This window comes from Proteiniclasticum sp., assembly GCF_032054185.1.
In the GTDB taxonomy this organism is placed as follows: Bacteria; Bacillota; Clostridia; order Clostridiales; family Clostridiaceae; genus Proteiniclasticum.
On sequence record NZ_DAMBTF010000024.1, the window covers coordinates 1 to 19,213 of the forward strand.

Consider the following 19,213-nt stretch of genomic DNA (forward strand, 5'->3'; position numbering starts at 1 on the left):
CCTTAAGTGGAGAGAATGAGCGGATCAAGGAACTGATAGGATTTATCCGCAGGAATAAATATCGCACCCTGCTGTACGATGACACGCTAGTAAGGAAGCTTATCCAAAACGTCACGGTATACGAAAAGCACTTTGTGATCAGCTTCAAATCGGGCTGAAAAGGAAATGGTTGAGACGGTAGTATTGCTATCAAGGGTAGAGTAGTAACGGGATAAAAGTGCTTTATATAAAGAATTTCCGTGATTTTAAACTCATATATAAGTGGGGTTATTGTTGCAGAAATATAGTTGTAAAAACCTGTCAATCCTCCTTAAATGTTGGGTCGAGTTAAAAAATTACTGTATCAAGATGAAAATTTAAATGTGATAATTAGTCAATCAATAATATTATTTGATATAATAATAATGCTAAGAATAGTACTATTATACCTCCTAAATCGAAGGAAGAATTTATAAGTATTTTGTTGACTCAAAATAAAGGAAACTATCTTCTTTGATTGATTTAGACAATCAAGTAAAGATAAAGGAAAATATATTATTCACTATGGAATGTAAATTCTATTTTACGAGGCCAAAGATCAGGAACATAAATTACCGGATAGTTCACATAAAAACGTCAGACTGTGTCAGACGAATGGATTACTAATGTACGGAAATGGGGGGATAATGTGGAGAATAAAACGGATATTCTTATTTATCAGTTGGAAGATGGAAAAACCAGAATAGATGTAAGACTTGAAAATGAAACCGTGTGGATGACACAAAAGGCGATTGCTGAGCTTTATCAAACAACGCCTCAAAATATAACACTTCACATAAAAAATATTTATGAAGAAGTTGAATTAGATGAAAATTGAACTTGTAAGAATTACTTACAAGTTCAAACTGAAGGTAATAGAACGGTCCAGAGAAATTCACGTCACTATAATCTTGAAATGATTATTGCCGTAGGTTACCGTGTACGCTCTAGTCGAGGTACACAATTTAGACGGTGGGCAACAGAAGATTAAACGAATACTTAGTTAAAGGCTTTACCATGGATGATGAACGCCTTAAGGCTAAGGGTCGGGTGTGTTTATAAATGAGGCAATTCTGTGGGTCATAGTTTTGTGTCAAATTATATATGTTATAGCAGTAAAACTAAGGCAGTGAGGCAGGTTTGTTTTTGAAACCTATCATGGATGTAAGTTCGATTTCCAGACTTTCAGGATATCAGTATCTTAAAATCTATAGGAAAGCATCGATATGTTCCAACATTACACAATAGACCCAAGATTGGATATGTTTCCGCTTACGAGTGTGGATCCATTAATTAAGAAAAAAAGCGAAGTTAGTGATTTTGAGTAGGTCGGTATTTTAACAGCTGCTGAAAAAGCAAAATGGAGACCTGAAACCATCAAAAAGATTCTTGTGAATGAAAATATATCGGTGATATACTTTTACGTAGGATTTTTTTACAATGAAAATAGACTAGAATGAAGGCCATATCCACAGTATTCTGTTCAAAATTATCAAAAATAATAACACCGGAATCAAAGAAATATTTATTCGAAAGCAAAACTGAAACTGGGTAGATCTGGTGTTTTCAGGGTTAATCCTTACTCTGTCTATTATTTTGCCAATCTTTTATGGATTAAAACTGCAATTGGAATTCTCTCATTAATCTGGCAAGTCAAATCGTGATTCTTATGTTGCTCTTGAGAGTAAATCTTTTGTTGACATATTCAGGTAAGAAAAGAAAAATAGCGCAATAATCTCATAAGGTGCTATAAATGTGAAAGTAATACACTCTACATATAATTTGGAAAGCGCATTACTTATTTATATGTAAAATTCCAATGGAGATGAAGCTGCATATTTGCTGAGTTTACATTATAATCACACCAGCCAACAAATCAATTTTAAAAGTTAAGAACTTGCATTTATAAGGTGTGAAGACAATTGGAGGAGAAGGGTAAAATACCTTCTAGTTGAAATATGAAGAGAAATATTGCACTGATCATGATCATCACACTGTTCACAAAATTCCTGGGATTTGGCCGCCAAATGGCTCTGACCTATTTCTATGGGGTCTCGGCAACAAGTGATGTATACCTAATTGCCCAGACGATACCGACCACGATATTTGCGCTGGTAGGTACTGGTCTTGCGACCACTTTCATACCAATCTACAACAAAGTACAGAAGGAAAAAGGGGAAGAGAGAGCACATCACTTCACCTCCAATGTGATGAATATCACTGTCATCATAACGGTGATCATCATTGCACTGGTCCAGCTTTTCACACCTCAGATCGTCATGCTTTTCGCCTCAGGATTCAGAGGAGAAAAGACCCTGGAAATGGCTGTAGCCTTTACCAGGATCAGTGTGTTCGGAATCACCTTATCCGGGCTCATCTACATCATGAATGCCTATCTGCAGCTTAAAGGCGACTTTATCATCCCTGCCATGATCAGCCTGCCTATGAATCTTGTGTTGATTTTCTCCTTTTACCTGGCTTATAATACGAGCGACGTGATCCTTGCCTATGGCATAGTGGCATCGATTCTGATCCAACTGATCTTCATCCTGCCTTCCGTGATCAGACACAGTCTGAAGTATAAATTAGTGCTGGATTTCAAAGATGTGTATCTTAAAGAGATGCTCATGCTCTCGATCCCGGTGGTCATAGGCACTTCGGTCAATGAGCTGAATGTGATTGTCGACCGAAGTATTGCTTCCAATGTGGTTGTGGGTGGTATATCCGCACTGAGTTATGCCAATATGCTGAATATCCTTATTCACGGTCTGTTTGTTGCACCCATCGTCACAGTGATCTACCCTGATATATCCAACAAAGTCATCAATAAAGATTTCATGGGTCTCCAAAGGACAATCAACAACTCCATTGTATATATCAGTCTTCTGGTAATCCCAGCTACTGTTGGTATCATGGTCCTTGCAAGACCCATCATCGAGCTGCTCTTTCTTAGAGGAGAGTTTGATGCAATTGCTGCAGCCATGACAGCCCAGGCGCTCTTCTATTATTCAATAGGCATGTATTCATCCTCACTGAGACAGATCTTTTCCAGGGTGTTCTATTCCTATAAGGATACTAAGACTCCGACCATCAATGCGATGACCGGTGTGACAGTTAATATTATTCTGAATGTCATTTTATCCAGATTTATGGGTATCGCTGGTCTTGCACTTGCAACGAGCATTTCTGCAACGGTGACCACCTATCTTCTCATCAGAAGTTTAAGAAGAAAAGTCACTCATTTTGGTCTTAAACCCACCGTGGCCAAAGTGCTCAGAGTATTGTTCGCATCCTCAGTCATGGGCGTTGTTTCCTATCTCCTGTTCTATGGAACAGATTTGGGACTAAGCAGTAATCTTACATTGATCCTTACGGTTGTGGTCTCGGGCTCAGTATACGTTGTGATGATCCTGCTTCTTAGGATAGATGAAGTCAAGCATATGATCACCATGGTGAAGAATGCATTGTCAAGATAATAGGGTTTCTATGTACCAATACGGAATTTATTATGAAGCAGGGAATAAGGATTTGGAGTAGCCACAATGATTGGATAAACTAATCCATCTTGAATCCTCGAATTCCGAAGGTAGAGATCATCAGAACTCTAGCTTACAAGTAGAGTATTTTTTCTATTCCATTGAAAATAAAATTATGCCGAATGTAAAGTCATTTTCAGCCAAACTGTAAAATGATATTGAGCCAAACTGTAAAATGATATTGAGCCAAACTGTAAAATGAAGTATGCTATATAGGAAGGTTGTGATATCATGAAAAAATATTATCCGAGAATAGCAGATAAAATATTGGACGAAGCACTGGAATCAGCTGGTGCAGTTTTGATTGAAGGACCTAAGTGGTGCGGGAAAACATGGACTGCTGCAAATAAAGCTAAAAGTATTCTTTATATGCAGGATCCCGATACAAGAGACAGCAATATTCAAGCAGCTGGTGTAAAGCCATCATTGTTATTGAAAGGAGAAATCCCCAGATTAATCGATGAGTGGCAGGTTGCACCTGTTCTTTGGGATTCAGTAAGGCATGAAGTCGATATGAGAGGTGAGGAGGGGCAGTTTATTTTAACTGGTTCAGTTACCCCAATCATTGACGAACAAATTTCACACACGGGAACGGGTAGGATTTCAAGAATAAAGATGCGTCCAATGAGTCTTTTTGAGTCTAATGAATCTATAGGAGAGGTAAGTCTTGTAAAACTATTTGATCAGAATCATAATGTTGAATCAATAAGTAATCTTGAGATTGAAGGAATTGCAAAGTCAATTGTTAGAGGCGGATGGCCCGCTTCGGTAACATCAAAACCAGAAACAGCTTCTAAAAGAGCGAAAGACTATGTCGACTCCATTGTTCAATTTGATGTCTCACGAGTTGATGGTAGCGAAAAGAATCCAAATAAAATGTTTGCATTACTACGATCTTTATCCCGCAATATTTCAACAGAGGCTAACTATTCGGTTTTAATAAAAGATATGGAGGGTGGGGAGAGTGAATCAATTTCTAGACCGACGTTTCAGTCATATCTTAATGCACTGCAAAGATTATTTGTTGTGGAAGATTTAGAGGCCTGGAATCCCTCTATTCGTTCAGCTACACCCTTAAGAGTAACGCCAAAAAGACAATTTGTTGACCCTTCGATTGCCACCGCGGCATTAGGTATTACACATGAGCAATTATTATTGGATTTCAATACATTCGGTTATCTGTTTGAATCTCTATGTATAAGAGATCTGAGAATCTATGCTGAGGCATTAGGAGGGAAGGTTTATCATTATCGAGACAAAAGCGGTTTAGAATGCGATGCGGTAGTTGTTCTGAGGGATGGACGATGGGGTGCAGTAGAGATTAAATTAGGATCGAATGAATTCGAAAAAGCAGCAGAGATCTTGTTGAAACTTTCCGAGATCATTGATCATAAGAAAATGAATAAGCCATCGTTTCTTATGATTCTTACAGGTACAAAACTAGGGTATAAAAGGGAGGATGGTGTCCTTATTGTTCCTGTTGGTTGTTTAAAAGACTAGTTAATTTGTTAATATATGAGAGTTCTGATCAAAGAAGAATGGTATAGTCCCACAAACTAAAGACAAATGTGGATATATTCCCGAAGACGACCATAAGTAAAATAGGGATTGGAACAATGAATTTGATATCTATAAACTCATCTCAAAACATGTGGAGACGGTAGTGTTGATGTCTCGGATCGAGGGATAAATCCTAATTCTATCACTCAAGGTAAATCTCAAATCATACTTCTCATAATAACAAAAGCCTCTTGACGGATAGCACATCAGATATCGGTCAAGAGGCTTTGATTGCATATTGGTTATGAAGGAGCTGTCATCACTTCGTTCAAAGTACGAATCGAGCAGCCTTTGCCTTCATAATACTTCAGCATCTCATCAATCTTTGTCTTATCGTAACTGGTAATACAGTCAGAAATAACCTGTACACGATATTTATATTTTCTCATGTTGTAGCAGGTCGATTTTACACAGGCGATTGCATCCGCTCCTGTAACATAGAAATTCGAGATCACGTTCTTGTCGATAAATGACGCGAATTCTTTACTTGTAAGGGCATTTCCCTTTGACTTCGTAAAGATATTTTCTGATACGATGTGCATTTCCGGAACCAGTTCTGCTCCACGAGTACCAGGCTTGAAGGTTCTGGTTCCCTCTGAGAGGTTCTCGTGTCGGATGTATACAACATGAATATTGTGGGAAGTCGCCCAGTCAATGGCTGTGTTGATGCTGCCAATAACCTCTCTGTAATTCTTTGTAATGTCGTTTTGGATGTCGATCACAACAAGTGCTTGATTATTCATATGATATCCTCCTGAAATATTTCAGATGTGTTTTTTGATGTTTTCATATTAGCACGTAATTGTTGACATCTTTGTGTCAGTAATTCTATGATATGAATATAGAAAACAGGAGAGGATGATTCCATGAAAATCGATAGGCTTGTTAGTATTATCATGATATTGCTTGACCATAAACGTGTCAGTGCACACGAATTGGCTGATAGATTTGAAGTATCCCTTCGGACGATTTATCGTGATTTGGATGCAATCAGCTTGGCAGGAATTCCCATTACTGCGTCGCCAGGCGTAAATGGAGGCTATGAGATTATGCCGCAGTATAAGGCGGACAAGAAAACTTTTTCAGCTGCCGAACTTTCGGCATTGGTTATGGGACTTTCAAGTCTGTCCAGTCTCATGCAGAAAGAGGAACTGATCTATGCACTTACTAAAGTGAACAGTTTTATCCCACCCGAACAGGCAGAGATAATAAGAGAAAAGACGGAGCAGTTTTGTTTTGACTGGAGTCCATGGAGTGGGAGTTCGCACATTCAGCCGATGTTTGAAACAATCCGATACGCGATGGACGCAAAGATTCTCCTGTCATTTGATTATATCAGTACAAAATCAAAGCCCTCATCGCGTACAGCAGAACCTCATCAATTGGTCTTGAAAGGCAACAACTGGTATCTATATGCTTACTGCAGAGAAAAGCAGGACTACCGTCTGTTTCGGCTGGCTCGAATGCGGAATCTTACCGTATTACAGGAATCATATACCCCGCGAGATTTTCCAAAGCTACAGCTGGAGTTTGAGGAGATCCTTTCTACTCTACAGACCGATATAGAGCTACACATTCATCACTCTATTCTAGACAGGATTCTTGAATATTGCTCTTTTGACCGGATATCGCCGGAAGGTGATGGATTCTTGGTGCGTTTTCCTTTTGTGGAAAATGATTATTACTATGATATGCTACTGGGTTTTGGAAGCAAATGTGAATGTCTGGGGCCGGAAAAAGTGCGTAATGAAATAAAGAGTAGGATCAACAGGTTGGTCGACATCTATGAATAAAAGACGTAACAGGTTTCTATTGAGCCAAACTGTAAAGTGATATCTTCAAGCAGCCAATGTAAAGCCATCATTCCTATTGAAGGGAGAAACTCCAAGATTAATCTTATGCCAAGTCTAAGCTGGCACAAGCTCTGTACACAATAGATCTAGCAAAGAGATTAGAAGCCCATAATGTCATGGTGAACGCAATCCATCCAGGAGAAGTGGCGACCAATACATAGCAAGGAATATCTCTGTTGATGAAACTTATAGGGCCAATCAATCAGAGGAGATATCTTAAGCCGGAAGAGACAGCTAAGATCTGTGTTCAGGTGGAAGTTGTGACTTATATGGAGATACCACAGGCCAGCTAATAGAAGATGGTGGCATTATGAAGCTTAACAAACATTGTATGGATGATAATCTAAGAGAAGTTGTCATAGCATTGGTAAAAAATGGTGACGGTCAACAAATAAGCCCATATCGTGCTTGTACTACCGTGTTGTCTCTATTTCTTTTAAGTCTCAGGAAAACCATACAATACATTCATAAACAGTTTTATATTTTTTGCCTTAATTTGCAGTAGTTTTTTGATAATGATTAGGGCATATGAAAGAGGTGGCAAGTATGAGAAAGAAATCAAATGTGAAATCAGTGAAGGCGCCATCATTAACCATTGTGGCAGTCACCACCATAGTCTTTGCACTCTTTATCGCTGTTATACTACCTAGGGTGTCGGCTTATACAAGTGCCAATATTGGTGGATTAGGTTCTCCGGATACGGATTTTTTGTATAGCGGTAGACGCTTGTATACAATTGCTGATAGTTATGGCGCTGGTGGGAGACGTTTGTATGTGATTTTACGTTGGACTTTTGACCTTCTCTGGCCAATGGCTTATGCATTGTTTTTGGTGAGTTGGACTAGATGGTTAGCAGCCTGGTACAAGAAACCATGGGTGAAGCAACTATTCTGGATCCCAGTAGCAGCCATGCTATTTGATTATCTGGAAAACATCTTAGTGACCATTGTTATGCTAATGTTTCCCAAACCACTCTATGCACTGGGAAAAATGGTGTCTGTAGCAGGATTGGCAAAATGGTCAACCCTTAGCGTTGCCTTTGTTGTCGTATTGGTCTTGGGCATGGGGGCGATAATCATAAAATTGCAAAGAAGAAAAGGATAAGAATCCAAAGGTACGGTAGTATTGATGTCAAGGGTTGAGAAGAAGGCGATTTCTGAGCTTTTATCAAAAGGCGTTAATACCATTAATGAGCATATAAAAATATTTATGCAGAAGGCGAACTTGAAGAAAATCGAACTATTCGGGAAAAACGAATAGTTCAAACTGAGGGAAATAGAGAGGTTGAGAGAACAGTACGTTTTTATAACCTGGCAGTGAGGCAGGTTTGTTTATGGAATCTATCATGAATGTAAGTTTGATTTACAGACCTTTAGAATATCAGTATCTTAAAATCTATTAGATTTTGCATTGTTTTTTCTAAAAATCTATATGAGAGCATCGAGATATTCCCACACACACCATAGACCTAAGATTAGATATTTTCCCGCAAACGATAATCCACCTTGGATATGTTTCCGTGTACGAGTATGGATATATTCCCAATATCAGAAGTGGTTTAAAACGCGCTTTTGATAGCTACCAAATTCAAATCCAAGCATGTGGAGACGGTAGTATTGATGACACGAAAAGAGAAATAAATTAGCTTCATCGGATCATGTTGATGCGATTTTACATGTTTCAAGTTTCATAGGTCATCAAGATGATATATCAGATTTAATGGTAGGGAACTGTTATTGTACTGATGCCAATTGATGCATCAGTTTATCAAAGATGACATTTAAGCGGACTTTGGTGAAAAGATTGAGATGGGAGACGAGAATATGTTAATTCGTTTTGCTACAGAAAAAGACCTACCTGAATGGTATGCATTAGCTACCAAGGTTTCGCAAATATTCCGGCATCCTGGGGATATGGGAACAGATCCAGAGTTTATTTTGTATGCCAAAAGTAAGGTAAGTAAATACGAGGCCCTTTGCTCAGTTGATTATATGAGTGGTAATATTGCAGGGTTTATTGGGTTCTCACGAACACATAATCGTATCACATGGTTTGGCGTATCAGAGAATTTTCGTAGAAAAGGTGTCGGCAGCCGATTGCTGAAAACAGCACTTCGTCAACTTGATTTTACCAAACCCATAACTGTAGAAACTTATCCTGAAGGGTACGAACCCGGCATTCCAGCAAAGAATTTATACCATAAATTTGGTTTTATAGAAACTGAAAGCAGTCTGGTTGGGTCACATGATCTGCCCTTATGTCGTATGACGGCGAACTTATCGGGTGAAAAACGTGGTGGTAGCTTTCATTATAAATACCCTGAGTTTATCAATGCATCTCATAAAGAAAAGTATCCAGCTTGCAACGTGGAGCAATATTGGGTGATAATGTTGAGGTTGGGAGCAACACTGTACTCAATCCGGGCTCGGTAGTGGGACGCAATGTCAATATTTACCCGCTTTCAATGGTAAGAGGTTATATACCTCAAAACAGTATATATAAGAAACGGGGAGAAGTAGTTGAAAAGCGCTGATCTCGAAACGAGTAAAGATTCATAGACATAGTAAAGACTTCATCACTGGATAATTGAGCAAGGCACTCTACATTTTCATACTGTAGAGTACCTTGTCTGTTCATATTTTCCATATCTATATCCACGCTCAGCGGATGTGCGGCTGACGTGAATATCACATATAGTCGTCAGTTTTCATCGGCTAATCTATAAGGAACTCAGCTCACGACATTAAGGGGATTCCCCTCAATAAAAGAAGAGATGTTCAAGTACAGTAGCCTGATGAGCCTCTGTCTTGATTCCAGAGTCTTCCATCCAATATGTGGAGTGACAATGACATTGTTCATGTACAATAGAGGATTATCCAGGTTCGGTGGCTCCAGTTCCAGAACATCCAGGGCTGCACCTGCGATTGTTCCTTTCTGTAAAGCTTTGATGAGTTCAGACTCGTTTATTACTGAACCTCTTGAGGTGTTTATGATGAATGCTGAAGACTTCATCTGGCTTAGTCTCTTTTCGTTGATCAGGTGCTTTGTTTCCGGAGTCAGCGGAACATGGATGGAGACAAAGTCGCTCTGTTTCAGCAGCTCATCCAGTGAAGCAGACCTGATGTGAGGATGATCATATGTTCTAGCTGTTCGGGTGTTCGTCAGAACCTCCATACCGAGAGCCAGAGCTATTTTTATGACCTCATTTCCGATGGCGCCTACACCAATGATTCCTAAAGTTTTCTTTTGTATCTCCAGATGCGGAACCTGAAGGTGGTCTGTGAAGTTGGTGAAATTTTTATTGCGGATCATTTCCTGCTGACGAACCAAGGAAGAGCTTAGATTAAGCATGAAAGTGATAACAAGCTGCGCGACCGCTTCGGTGCTATAACCTGGTACGTTGCAGACCGTAATTCCTTTAAGGCGGGCAGCTTCAAGGTCGATGTTGTTATAACCTGTGCCAGCTTCGCAGATCAGCTTTACAGAGGATGGGAACCGTTCAATCAGGTCTCCATTTAATGGAAGCTCCTTAGTGATGACGATGCTTTGACCTTTTACTCTTTCCAGGATTTCTTCGTCATTACTGCTGTCATACATTTTAAGGTTACCAAAAGCTGCTAACTGTTTGAAATCAAGCTGACGGTCGAAGTCTAGACGTTCAGAGTTTAAAAATACAATATTTTCCATTTTGATCTCCTCAATTACTATTCTTATTAAATATGATTATGGGGTATATTTGACTAGTTGTAAAATTAAGATTGTGTCATTTGCCTTTACTTCAGGAACTAATTTTTCAATATTGGCATAATTATTGTGATTATCAAATTTAAGGCTTATATTATGATTAATAGGATAAGATAATGTGATTTGAGTAGAGCGAATAAAAGAACAAATTTTAATCAGAAGTGTAATACATTTAAATTATATATTGAGTGCGATCAGCAGTAAATCATGCGTTCACGATACCTATAACTGAACTCAATGAAGGTGATTTAGATGATAATATTTAAAAAGCAAAAATTTGGATCTAAACAGAATCTCCTGATTCATACATACGAAGAATGTATCAGTGATCTGATCCAGAATAAAGATGTACAGTCCACCAGGAATTATATACAACACGGTGATGTAAATTGCCTGGATCATTGCATAAATGTGTCGTATAAAAGTTATCTGATATGTAGGCGTTTAGGACTGGACTATAAATCTGCAGCAAGGGGAGGTTTGCTTCATGACTTTTTCCTCTATGACTGGCATATTACCAAACCGAAAAATGGGCTGCACGGATTTACTCATCCAAAAACGGCGTTAGAGAATGCTGATAAAAGATTCAGTTTGAATGACAGGGAAAAAGATATTATTGTAAAGCATATGTGGCCTTTGACCAGGTCTCTGCCAAGATATAAAGAGACGTTTGTGGTCCTTATGGTGGATAATTATTGTACAATGCAGGAAATTATCGGGTACAGATTGGCTCAACTAAAAAAATAATATCAATTTCCGTTTCGGGTGTTTTAACTGATCTTAACTTAGTAGAAACTTACATGCAATTCAAGGAGGACTAATTCGATGAACTACATGCCGTCACAGTGGCTTCTGATATTCTACACCTATTGTTTTTTCGGATGGATCTGGGAGAGCAGTTATGTTTCGATAAAAAGTAAGGAATGGATCAATCGGGGATTTCTTCATGGTCCGTTGATACCGATTTATGGGTTTGGTGCAGTAATCATACTTTGGTTAACACTCCCTTTCAAAGAGAATATACTTTATATCTATATATTAGGCCTGATCGGAGCCAGTACCCTGGAGTATTTTACAGGAGATCTGATGGAAAGAACTTTCAAGATCAGGTATTGGGACTACAGTAATCATAAATTCAATTTAAATGGACATATCTGTCTGTATGTTTCTCTGGGCTGGGGTTTGTTCTCGGTTCTTCTAGTTAAGATACTGCATCAGCCAGTTGAAAATATCATACTTCAGATACCTTATCAGATTACAGAGATAATCGGGTTGCTGCTGACCATTCTTTTTGTCGCCGATACAACATATTCAGTACAGTCTGCTTTAGATATGAAGAAGATTTTGAGAGAAATTACAGCGAATAACAAACTGGTCACTTCGTTAGGACTGAAACTTAATGAGATCACTTCAAGTGTAAATACAACTTTGAAAGATATACAAGAATCAATACATGGATTTGAAAGCGATATACTGAAGAACATTCCAACATTCGATAAAGACGATATGAGCAAGGAATCCTTTGAACAGCTGGAGCTATTGAATAAAAAGGTCAATTTAGCAATCAAAAAAATTCAGTCTCAGATCAATTCAGCTTTGTCCGGTAGGGATCATGTACAGTTATCCGGAATTCTAGAAAATCTGTATGAACTTAAAAGCAGACTGAAGGCTGCAGAAATAAATGTCACTTCACTCAAGAATAAGGTATATAGGACAGCAGCGAATCTGCATCGTAAGAATCCATCTGCGGTGTCAAGAGATTTTGAAAAAGCATTCCAGGAGATTAAAGCCTATATTAAATCGAGAAACACAAAACATAATGGATAGAAAAAAGTATCTGCTTAGAGCACTACCTTTAGAAGTGCACATTCACATCAGATCTTTGATCAGACGGTGTATGAAATCAAGTGCCGGACTGTATTCGATCCAGAGAATTGCAAAGGGTATTGGAGGATCATATGATGAAACAGATTACAGTAAAAATTTATATGGTGAATAATTGAGAGATAAACCGGAGTATGTGAGGTGTGGTGAATGAAATACCCATATTGTATGGAAGAAATGGAAAAAGGCAAGGTTAAAAGTCGAGGTGGAGTATATTTTTTGCCGGATGGTGAGTCAGATCCGATGCTGTATACTGAAAAAGAGTTTGAAAAGCATAATGCGGTCGGATTGCCACCTTATGCAAATGCCCTGAGAGAAACAGGATATCCTGTAGCTTACAGCTGTAGAAAATGTAAAAAGATCCTTATTGATTTCTGATAAAAGAGACCTGAGATTTCTGTCAGTCAGCTGTCTAATCTGTTCCAGAGCTTCACTCAAGGAAAACGGTAATTCTGTAACATGGATTTTAACCAAAATTAGCGAGAATTCTCCCATCCTCTATGGGTGGGAAGATGAATCGCTTATTATTATGTACAAGAACAAACGAAACTGGCCATTGCCCATGAAAAAGTGGCCAATCAGCGGCTAGATTATCTCCATAAGGTTTCCTCTCGATTGATAGACAAAAACCAGTTCATTAATATCGAACCTTAAGGGTTGTGAATATACTCAAGAACCATAAGCTGGCAAAATCCATCTCCGATGCTTCCAGGTCGACTTTCGTCGACATGCTTTGTTATAAGGCAGCTTGGTACGGAAGGACCATCAATAAGGCAGATGGCTTCTTTGCCTCCAGCCAGCTTTGTCATGTCCGTGGTTACAAAAACAGTGAGGTCAGAAGCCTAGCCGTCAGAGAATGGACTTGTCCGGATTGTCAGACCCGGCATGACCGGGACCATAACGCAGCTAAAAACCTGCTGAAAACCTGCTGATATAAATTTCCAGGGTGGGTGCCACCCTAGAGATATTGACCAGGAAGCGCCCACTTCAAAATGATGCTGATCATTCAAGTGGTGAGTAGTTCACTTTAGGGTATCTTATTCAGTAAGAGAAGATAATGAGGAGATTCAGATGGTTTATCTGAATCTGCAGAATATACGCTAAAGGTTGGCAAGTCTAGCTACTACGTGATACTATATAGAAGTAGTAAGTATCACTGCATACCAGTGATACTGTATAGAAAGGGGTGAATATTCTGGTACAGCTAACAGAGATGCTCAAGGGTGTGCTTGAGGGCTGCGTCCTTGAAATCATAAATCGCAGTGAAACATACGGATACGAAATTACCAGGCAGCTGAATGATCTCGGGTTCACTGATGTTGTGGATGGAACAGTCTATACCATTCTGATGAGACTTGAGAAAAACAAACTTGTGGAAATCAAGAAGAAACCATCAGATATGGGACCCCCACGAAAGTTTTTCACGCTCAATGACGCTGGTCGGGAAGAGTTAGATTTATTCTGGAAAAAGTGGGATTTTGTATCAGCCAAAATCAGTCAGTTAAAGGAGAAGGACACTAATGAATGATTTTTATGACAATTATTTGAATATCTAATCCAGTATTTTATGAAAGATGAGATCGTCAATATAATTGCCTGTTGAAGCATCTCTGTGGTGTCTTAAAACTGTACCTGCATGGGTAAAATTCAGTTTCCTTATGGCATTTATCGAAGCAATGTTATCGCTGTATACATAGATCCTTGCAATGGTGACGCCTTCATTTTTCATTTCATTTATCGCGAAATCCGTAAGTTCGGAAACGAGACCTTGACCTCTGACTTCCGGGTGAGTAGCAGCAGAGAGAAATGCAGCATGTCTTTTTTCATCAGTCATTTCTCTGCGTCCTTTGACAAGGCAAAGCACTTTTTCCGGATCTTCTTCCGATATGGCCACATATGTCAGCTCGGAAGGATTATTCACATATGCCGAAATTTCTTCTTTCTTCCTGATTTGTGCAAATGACATGTCAATTTTTTCTTCCTTTATTCCCTGAAATAATGTCCAGATGCTTTCAACATCCTGAGCTTCCATTCTTCTGAATATGCAGTTCATAAAATCACCCCTTAACCTGATTCTTTAATTATAGGATATCGTTAAAGGAATGCATAGTTTGAGCATAGATGATTATGCTGATTATCATTAATATCATTTGAAAAAAGAGATCAGTTCACCTCTATGAATAACATGAGAGAATTATAAGTATGAAGTATTCAGTATAAAATGACTGCGATAGTAGTCATAAAAGGCTTTCCGAAAAAAGTTAGCTCCATTGATCGTGATGAGATTCGATGTGTTTTGGACTTGCATAATGCAATATATACTTTACATTAAGTAATAAATATGTTACTCTATGTAATGTAAGGAGGTGGATTGTGAAGAATAAACGCATGAAAATAGCACGTATGGAATGTGATCTCAAACAGGAAGATCTGGCGAAGAAGGTCGGGGTCACAAGACAGACGATCGGACTGATTGAAGCGGGCGATTATAATCCGACGCTTAATCTTTGCCTTGCAATCTGCAAAGCACTGGGAAAGACACTGAATGATTTGTTCTGGGAGGAAGAGGAATGAAAAAAGCGGATATACAGGATGAGAGAATTGTTTTTCAGAAAAGAAAAATCGGTAGTGATGCATTTGGGATCATTTATTTCGGGCTGATCGTATCGATACTGATACAGCAGTTTGTTTTTGAAGCGCCTTTTACACAGTACGCAGCGGAGCTCATACTTTTTATGGTGGCTGCAGTATATGTTGTAGTAAGAAATATAGTGGTGGGACATAATCTTTTCGGGGAAAGTTCCAACGGCCAGAGAATGGTGATCATAAACAGTCTGGTATGTGGTCTCACCATATCATCAGTCACGACCACCCTGAATTCCATTAATTATGGTTTGGATAAAATGGGTGGAGCCCCTGGTATTCTATTGGTGGGAGTGATCACTTTTCTTTCAGGTTCACTGGTTTCTTTCCTCGGATTTCAGATGCTTCATATCATGAATAGGAAAAGACAGAAGCAGATAGACGATAAATTCAGAGAAGATGCTGATGAATAGAAAAGTTTTATGTTTAAAGCTGAATCTAAAAAGAGAAGCTGATCGGATATATTGATTTGTTATTGGTAAAAGAAGACTCAATGCTGAGTCTTTTTTACCTTACAGTTATCCTCATAATCATCCATTATGAAGCATGATTTAATAACACATATCTGTAGGACAGTGAGGATCTTCTGATCAGCTTAGTATTTTCTCCGCTTCTATCGCTTAATCGCAAGCTTTTTCATCTGTCAGAATAGGTGGCACTATAGGTAGAGATTCATTAAAGTATATTTATAGATTATTTATCTGATTTTAATTTGTCTGAGGTACTCTTAGATACTCAATATAGAGGGGTGCGCAAATTAAAATGTATAAGAAATTACTGAATAGAATCCTTATATTTTCATGTATCGTAGTATTGCTGATGAATCCTTTGGAGATAAAGGCTGATACAGTCCCTGATTCTGATGCGGTAGATAGATATGTAAAGACCTATATAGACCGTAATGGATTGCCCGGTGCTTCAGTTGTCATCGTAAAGGACGGCAAGATCATTCATGAAAAAGGATATGGACATGATGCAGAAGGTAATGCATTGACAGAAAATTCTCTGATGAGGGTCGGGTCTGCATCAAAATCCTTTACAGCTTTTTCAGTGCTCCAGCTGGTTGATGAAGGGAAGATCAGACTGGATGATACTGTTGCCGCTCATTTACCGGAGCTTACAATGAATGATGTCAGATTCCGGGAAATCACCATAAGACAGCTGATTAGTCATACATCAGGAATCCCTAATCCGACAATAGTGCCATCTGCAAAGAGTATAGAAGAAGGGATAAGACGGCTAGAGGGCTGGAAACTGATGTGGAATCCTGGAGAAAAGTATAACTACAGCAATCCCAATTACTGGGTTCTGGCAAGACTTGTTGAAGTGATCAGCGGTCTGCCTTTTGAGGATTATCTTAAGCAGAATATATTTATTCCTCTTGGGATGAATGAAACCTTATCCACGATCAACACAAGTGATGAGGTTGAAGGTTTGTCTCAGGGATTTTTAACAGCTTTCGGCACGGCATTTCCTTGGACTGAGCTAGAACAGATGTATGCCGGTGCCGGAGGTGTGATAACTACAGCATCTGATATGGGGAAATGGCTTTCCATGCATATGAACATAGGGATGAATGCAGAGGGAGAAAGACTTATTTCAGAAGCTCTGCTGGATGAATCTTATTCAGCTCAACCTGGAAGTTCAAGATATGGACTTGGATGGTCTCTAAGTTCTCCCCATGTTAAACCCGCACGTATCTCGTATAGTGGTGCATTATCTACAGTTCAGGCACAACAGGATCTGGTCCCTTCAAGCGGATATGCTGTAGCGGTTATTCTGAACTGCTTCACATCGACTTTAGAACATTCATATGAAATCAGTTCAGGAATTATTCAGCTGACTGAAGGGGCGGCTTCCCGAAGGAAAAATGCCCATACCGATAATTATAGATTACGTCATAGGTCTCCTGACGATTCTTTACATCCTTCTGGGGATAAGAGGGATACTTAGAAGTGAGAAATGGGGAGAGAGAAGAAAAAATAAGCCTGCATGGAAATATTATCTTCGTCTTACGCCTCACATCATCCCAATCATATTCATCGGCTGGTTGTTCTTTATCGTCCCTAACCTGCAAAACAACAGCTCAACAATCAAAGATGCCTTCGGCATCTGGCCAGCTGCAATGATCTTCCTATCTGCAGTATTCCTTGTCGGAGTTACACTTACAGCCAGAAGAATATATTATAGAGTAAGATCAGAACGGAAATAGAATTACAGATTAATGACCTGTATCATCATCATCATCATGAATCCGACTGAGATCTGTTTCAGATAAACATTGATTTTCTCTGTGGAATTTCGGGAAATGTTTGGGTACATCGGGAACTGCCTGCGATGAACGATCAATTTTGAAGACCTCAAGGGGTCTTCTTTTTCATGCAGAGGAAGAAGTCTCAATGCTTAAATTATGAACTTATTTATGCTTTATTAATTGATTGTACATTGTTTGGAAATATGTTAATATTACGGTTGGCAATTATTAATATTAAGCGGGGGAAGTCATGAAAACTTTTGATGAAATTATCGATTATATCGTCGTGGCGGGAAAAGCCAAGACTGAAAAGAAGTTCAGAGCACTTGTGTTACAAGGGATAATGGCGGGAATGTTTATCGCGCTCGGTGCAATAGGTTATTTTAAACTGGTCGCATATACAGCGGATCCGGGATTAGGCAAGTTCCTTGGCGCACTCATATTTCCGACAGGTATTATCGCAATTCTACTTTTAGGCAGTGAACTGTTTACAAGTGACTGTATGGGCATTCTAGGTGTTTACAGAAGAACGATCAGGCTGGGCAGATTTATGAAAATGCTATTAACAGTACTAGGTGCAAATCTGGTCGGTGCAGTTGTTATTGCATTTTTAAGCACCGGAGCAGGGATTTTCAGTGAGCATATGCTGGAAATTGTGATCAGCAGCGCAGTAGCAAAAACCACAATGCCTATCGGTCAGATGTTCATCAGTGCGGTACTATGCAACATAATCGTCTGCAGCGGCGTTATGATGGCATATAGCGCAAAAACGGTTGAAGGAAAGATACTGGCGGTTTGGTTTCCGATTGCACTGTTTGTACTGAGCGGTACAGAACATATCGTGGCCAACATGTTCTATCTGATGATGGCATTTGTGAACGGGGGAGATGTTACCGTAGCAGGAATTCTCATAAGTTTTGTTGTTGTTGCACTTGGTAACTTCATCGGAGGAGCGATAGTAATATCCGGTGCCAATTTCTATATAGACAGAGATTTAAACGCATAAAGTATTAGTGCAGTGACTATGAATTAACTAAGAAAGTTAAATCATAGTCACTGTTTTTGTTTGCTGATTCAGGGTCTGGTTCCTGTTTATACATGCTGATGAATAACCGGTGGTATCCTTCAGCCATCCCTTAACCTGTTGAATTTTCAGCAGGATGACATATTGTGACAGCATGACTTTATTCATGTTGATTATTCTGAAAAAGGTGTGATAACATGAAGATAGAATATTTGAAAAAATCTAACAATTACTGGGGGGAATCATGGAAAGGGGAAGTGCTGACACTACACTATCCATAAAAGAGATTAAAGAGCTGTGGTCACGAACATACAACGAGGTCGGAAAGCCAGGCTGGTCTCATATTTTCTCATACTACCACGATAATATTGTTTTCCAGGATTCAATTCAGAGAATTGAAGGAAAAGATGAATTTCTTGAAATGTGCAACCGACTTGCAAAGCGGTGTAAAAGTCTGAGCATGGAAATCTTCAATATTGTGAAAACAGATAAGGTAGTGATGATGGAGTGGAAGATGACAATGTCATTTCGAAGATTTCCGAATAAACCGATTTATGGATCGACAAGACTGACATTCAATGACGAAGGACTCATCATCGAGCAGAGAGATTACTATGACCTTTGGGGGGATATCTATGATGGTATTCCTATTGTGAGACCCGTCTATCGAAGATTTATGAAGAAATTTTTCGGTTAG

19 protein-coding genes and 3 pseudogenes are annotated in these 19,213 nt (G+C 39.0%); 19 read left to right on the forward strand and 3 right to left on the reverse strand.

Going from position 1 to position 19,213, the window contains the following annotated elements; translation table 11 throughout:
* From RTX25_RS11765 to RTX25_RS11785, 5 genes and pseudogenes are all read left to right on the forward strand, one after another.
* Positions 1-158 (forward strand): annotated as a pseudogene (locus RTX25_RS11765) (site-specific recombinase); the annotation flags it as partial.
* Positions 159-667: 509 nt separating this feature from the next.
* Positions 668-856, forward strand: a complete 189-nt coding sequence (locus RTX25_RS11770) for a hypothetical protein (protein WP_312653913.1) — start codon at positions 668-670, stop codon at positions 854-856.
* 60 nt (positions 857-916) lie between these two features.
* A pseudogene (gene rhuM, locus RTX25_RS11775) lies at positions 917-1,009 on the forward strand (RhuM family protein); the annotation flags it as partial.
* A gap of 967 nt (positions 1,010-1,976) precedes the next feature.
* On the forward strand, positions 1,977-3,494 hold the full coding sequence (murJ, locus tag RTX25_RS11780; RefSeq protein ID WP_312653915.1) for a murein biosynthesis integral membrane protein MurJ: 1,518 nt from the start codon (positions 1,977-1,979) through the stop codon (positions 3,492-3,494).
* Between the two features lie 291 nt (positions 3,495-3,785).
* A complete protein-coding gene (locus RTX25_RS11785) occupies positions 3,786-5,054 on the forward strand; it encodes a DUF4143 domain-containing protein (protein ID WP_312653917.1) in 1,269 nt (422 codons plus the stop codon).
* 302 nt (positions 5,055-5,356) lie between these two features.
* Here the strand turns inward: RTX25_RS11785 and RTX25_RS11790 are convergent, their stop codons facing one another.
* Positions 5,357-5,857 (reverse strand): isochorismatase family cysteine hydrolase, encoded by a 501-nt coding sequence (locus tag RTX25_RS11790; protein WP_312653918.1) that lies wholly within the window; start codon positions 5,855-5,857, stop codon positions 5,357-5,359.
* A gap of 123 nt (positions 5,858-5,980) precedes the next feature.
* Here RTX25_RS11790 and RTX25_RS11795 point away from each other — a divergent pair, with 123 nt between their 5' ends.
* From RTX25_RS11795 to RTX25_RS11810, 4 genes and pseudogenes are all read left to right on the forward strand, one after another.
* Complete coding sequence (locus RTX25_RS11795) at positions 5,981-6,907, forward strand: YafY family protein (RefSeq protein WP_312653920.1); 927 nt, start codon at positions 5,981-5,983, stop codon at positions 6,905-6,907.
* A gap of 606 nt (positions 6,908-7,513) precedes the next feature.
* Positions 7,514-8,071: a hypothetical protein gene (locus RTX25_RS11800; RefSeq protein ID WP_312653922.1), complete on the forward strand. Its 558-nt coding sequence runs from the start codon at positions 7,514-7,516 to the stop codon at positions 8,069-8,071.
* 809 nt (positions 8,072-8,880) lie between these two features.
* Positions 8,881-9,399, forward strand: a complete 519-nt coding sequence (locus tag RTX25_RS11805) for a GNAT family N-acetyltransferase (RefSeq protein ID WP_312653996.1) — start codon at positions 8,881-8,883, stop codon at positions 9,397-9,399.
* A pseudogene (locus RTX25_RS11810) lies at positions 9,336-9,500 on the forward strand (UDP-N-acetylglucosamine pyrophosphorylase); the annotation flags it as partial. The gene RTX25_RS11805 and the pseudogene RTX25_RS11810, both read left to right, overlap by 64 nt.
* A 197-nt stretch (positions 9,501-9,697) precedes the next feature.
* Here RTX25_RS11810 and RTX25_RS11815 read toward each other — a convergent pair.
* A complete protein-coding gene (locus RTX25_RS11815) occupies positions 9,698-10,654 on the reverse strand; it encodes an NAD(P)-dependent oxidoreductase (RefSeq protein ID WP_312653924.1) in 957 nt (318 codons plus the stop codon).
* A 309-nt stretch (positions 10,655-10,963) separates the two neighbouring features.
* Between RTX25_RS11815 and RTX25_RS11820 the strand changes: the two genes are divergently transcribed.
* From RTX25_RS11820 to RTX25_RS11840, 5 genes are all read left to right on the forward strand, one after another.
* Positions 10,964-11,458, forward strand: coding sequence for an HDIG domain-containing metalloprotein (locus RTX25_RS11820; RefSeq protein ID WP_312653926.1), 495 nt, complete (start codon positions 10,964-10,966; stop codon positions 11,456-11,458).
* A gap of 78 nt (positions 11,459-11,536) precedes the next feature.
* Positions 11,537-12,538: a putative ABC transporter permease gene (locus RTX25_RS11825; protein ID WP_312653928.1), complete on the forward strand. Its 1,002-nt coding sequence runs from the start codon at positions 11,537-11,539 to the stop codon at positions 12,536-12,538.
* 225 nt (positions 12,539-12,763) lie between these two features.
* Positions 12,764-12,973 carry a PF20097 family protein gene (locus RTX25_RS11830; protein ID WP_312653930.1) on the forward strand — a complete coding sequence of 70 codons (210 nt, stop codon included), beginning with the start codon at positions 12,764-12,766 and terminating at the stop codon, positions 12,971-12,973.
* A gap of 281 nt (positions 12,974-13,254) precedes the next feature.
* The gene (locus tag RTX25_RS11835; protein ID WP_312653932.1) at positions 13,255-13,527 is read left to right on the forward strand and encodes a zinc ribbon domain-containing protein; all 273 of its coding nucleotides are present in this window, start codon (positions 13,255-13,257) and stop codon (positions 13,525-13,527) included.
* A gap of 260 nt (positions 13,528-13,787) precedes the next feature.
* Entirely contained in the window at positions 13,788-14,123 is a 336-nt protein-coding gene (locus tag RTX25_RS11840; RefSeq protein ID WP_312653998.1) for a PadR family transcriptional regulator, read from the forward strand.
* Between the two features lie 24 nt (positions 14,124-14,147).
* Here the strand turns inward: RTX25_RS11840 and RTX25_RS11845 are convergent, their stop codons facing one another.
* Complete coding sequence (locus tag RTX25_RS11845; protein WP_312653934.1) at positions 14,148-14,648, reverse strand: GNAT family N-acetyltransferase; 501 nt, start codon at positions 14,646-14,648, stop codon at positions 14,148-14,150.
* Between the two features lie 320 nt (positions 14,649-14,968).
* Between RTX25_RS11845 and RTX25_RS11850 the strand changes: the two genes are divergently transcribed.
* The 5 genes from RTX25_RS11850 (at position 14,969) to RTX25_RS11870 (ending at position 19,213) form a co-directional block, all read left to right on the forward strand.
* Entirely contained in the window at positions 14,969-15,169 is a 201-nt protein-coding gene (locus RTX25_RS11850) for a helix-turn-helix transcriptional regulator (RefSeq protein WP_312653936.1), read from the forward strand.
* The gene (locus tag RTX25_RS11855) at positions 15,166-15,651 is read left to right on the forward strand and encodes a DUF6773 family protein (protein WP_312653938.1); all 486 of its coding nucleotides are present in this window, start codon (positions 15,166-15,168) and stop codon (positions 15,649-15,651) included. Before RTX25_RS11850 ends, RTX25_RS11855 begins: the two co-directional genes overlap by 4 nt.
* Positions 15,652-16,000: 349 nt before the next feature.
* Complete coding sequence (locus RTX25_RS11860) at positions 16,001-17,191, forward strand: serine hydrolase domain-containing protein (protein ID WP_312653940.1); 1,191 nt, start codon at positions 16,001-16,003, stop codon at positions 17,189-17,191.
* A gap of 551 nt (positions 17,192-17,742) precedes the next feature.
* Positions 17,743-18,498: a formate/nitrite transporter family protein gene (locus RTX25_RS11865; protein ID WP_312653942.1), complete on the forward strand. Its 756-nt coding sequence runs from the start codon at positions 17,743-17,745 to the stop codon at positions 18,496-18,498.
* 262 nt (positions 18,499-18,760) lie between these two features.
* Positions 18,761-19,213 (forward strand): DUF2358 domain-containing protein, encoded by a 453-nt coding sequence (locus RTX25_RS11870; RefSeq protein ID WP_312653944.1) that lies wholly within the window; start codon positions 18,761-18,763, stop codon positions 19,211-19,213.

Bases quoted from the DNA above. Each gene is read 5' to 3' on its own strand.
- murJ (WP_312653915.1), top strand. From the start codon at position 1,977: ATGAAGAGAAATATTGCACTGATCATGATCATCACACTGTTCACAAAA.
- RTX25_RS11785 (WP_312653917.1), top strand. From the start codon at position 3,786: ATGAAAAAATATTATCCGAGAATAGCAGATAAAATATTGGACGAAGCA.
- RTX25_RS11790 (WP_312653918.1), bottom strand. From the start codon at position 5,857: ATGAATAATCAAGCACTTGTTGTGATCGACATCCAAAACGACATTACA.
- RTX25_RS11795 (WP_312653920.1), top strand. From the start codon at position 5,981: ATGAAAATCGATAGGCTTGTTAGTATTATCATGATATTGCTTGACCAT.
- RTX25_RS11800 (WP_312653922.1), top strand. From the start codon at position 7,514: ATGAGAAAGAAATCAAATGTGAAATCAGTGAAGGCGCCATCATTAACC.
- RTX25_RS11805 (WP_312653996.1), top strand. From the start codon at position 8,881: ATGGGAACAGATCCAGAGTTTATTTTGTATGCCAAAAGTAAGGTAAGT.
- RTX25_RS11815 (WP_312653924.1), bottom strand. From the start codon at position 10,654: ATGGAAAATATTGTATTTTTAAACTCTGAACGTCTAGACTTCGACCGT.
- RTX25_RS11820 (WP_312653926.1), top strand. From the start codon at position 10,964: ATGATAATATTTAAAAAGCAAAAATTTGGATCTAAACAGAATCTCCTG.
- RTX25_RS11825 (WP_312653928.1), top strand. From the start codon at position 11,537: ATGAACTACATGCCGTCACAGTGGCTTCTGATATTCTACACCTATTGT.
- RTX25_RS11830 (WP_312653930.1), top strand. From the start codon at position 12,764: ATGGAAGAAATGGAAAAAGGCAAGGTTAAAAGTCGAGGTGGAGTATAT.
- RTX25_RS11845 (WP_312653934.1), bottom strand. From the start codon at position 14,648: ATGAACTGCATATTCAGAAGAATGGAAGCTCAGGATGTTGAAAGCATC.
- RTX25_RS11855 (WP_312653938.1), top strand. From the start codon at position 15,166: ATGAAAAAAGCGGATATACAGGATGAGAGAATTGTTTTTCAGAAAAGA.
- RTX25_RS11860 (WP_312653940.1), top strand. From the start codon at position 16,001: ATGTATAAGAAATTACTGAATAGAATCCTTATATTTTCATGTATCGTA.
- RTX25_RS11865 (WP_312653942.1), top strand. From the start codon at position 17,743: ATGAAAACTTTTGATGAAATTATCGATTATATCGTCGTGGCGGGAAAA.
- RTX25_RS11870 (WP_312653944.1), top strand. From the start codon at position 18,761: ATGGAAAGGGGAAGTGCTGACACTACACTATCCATAAAAGAGATTAAA.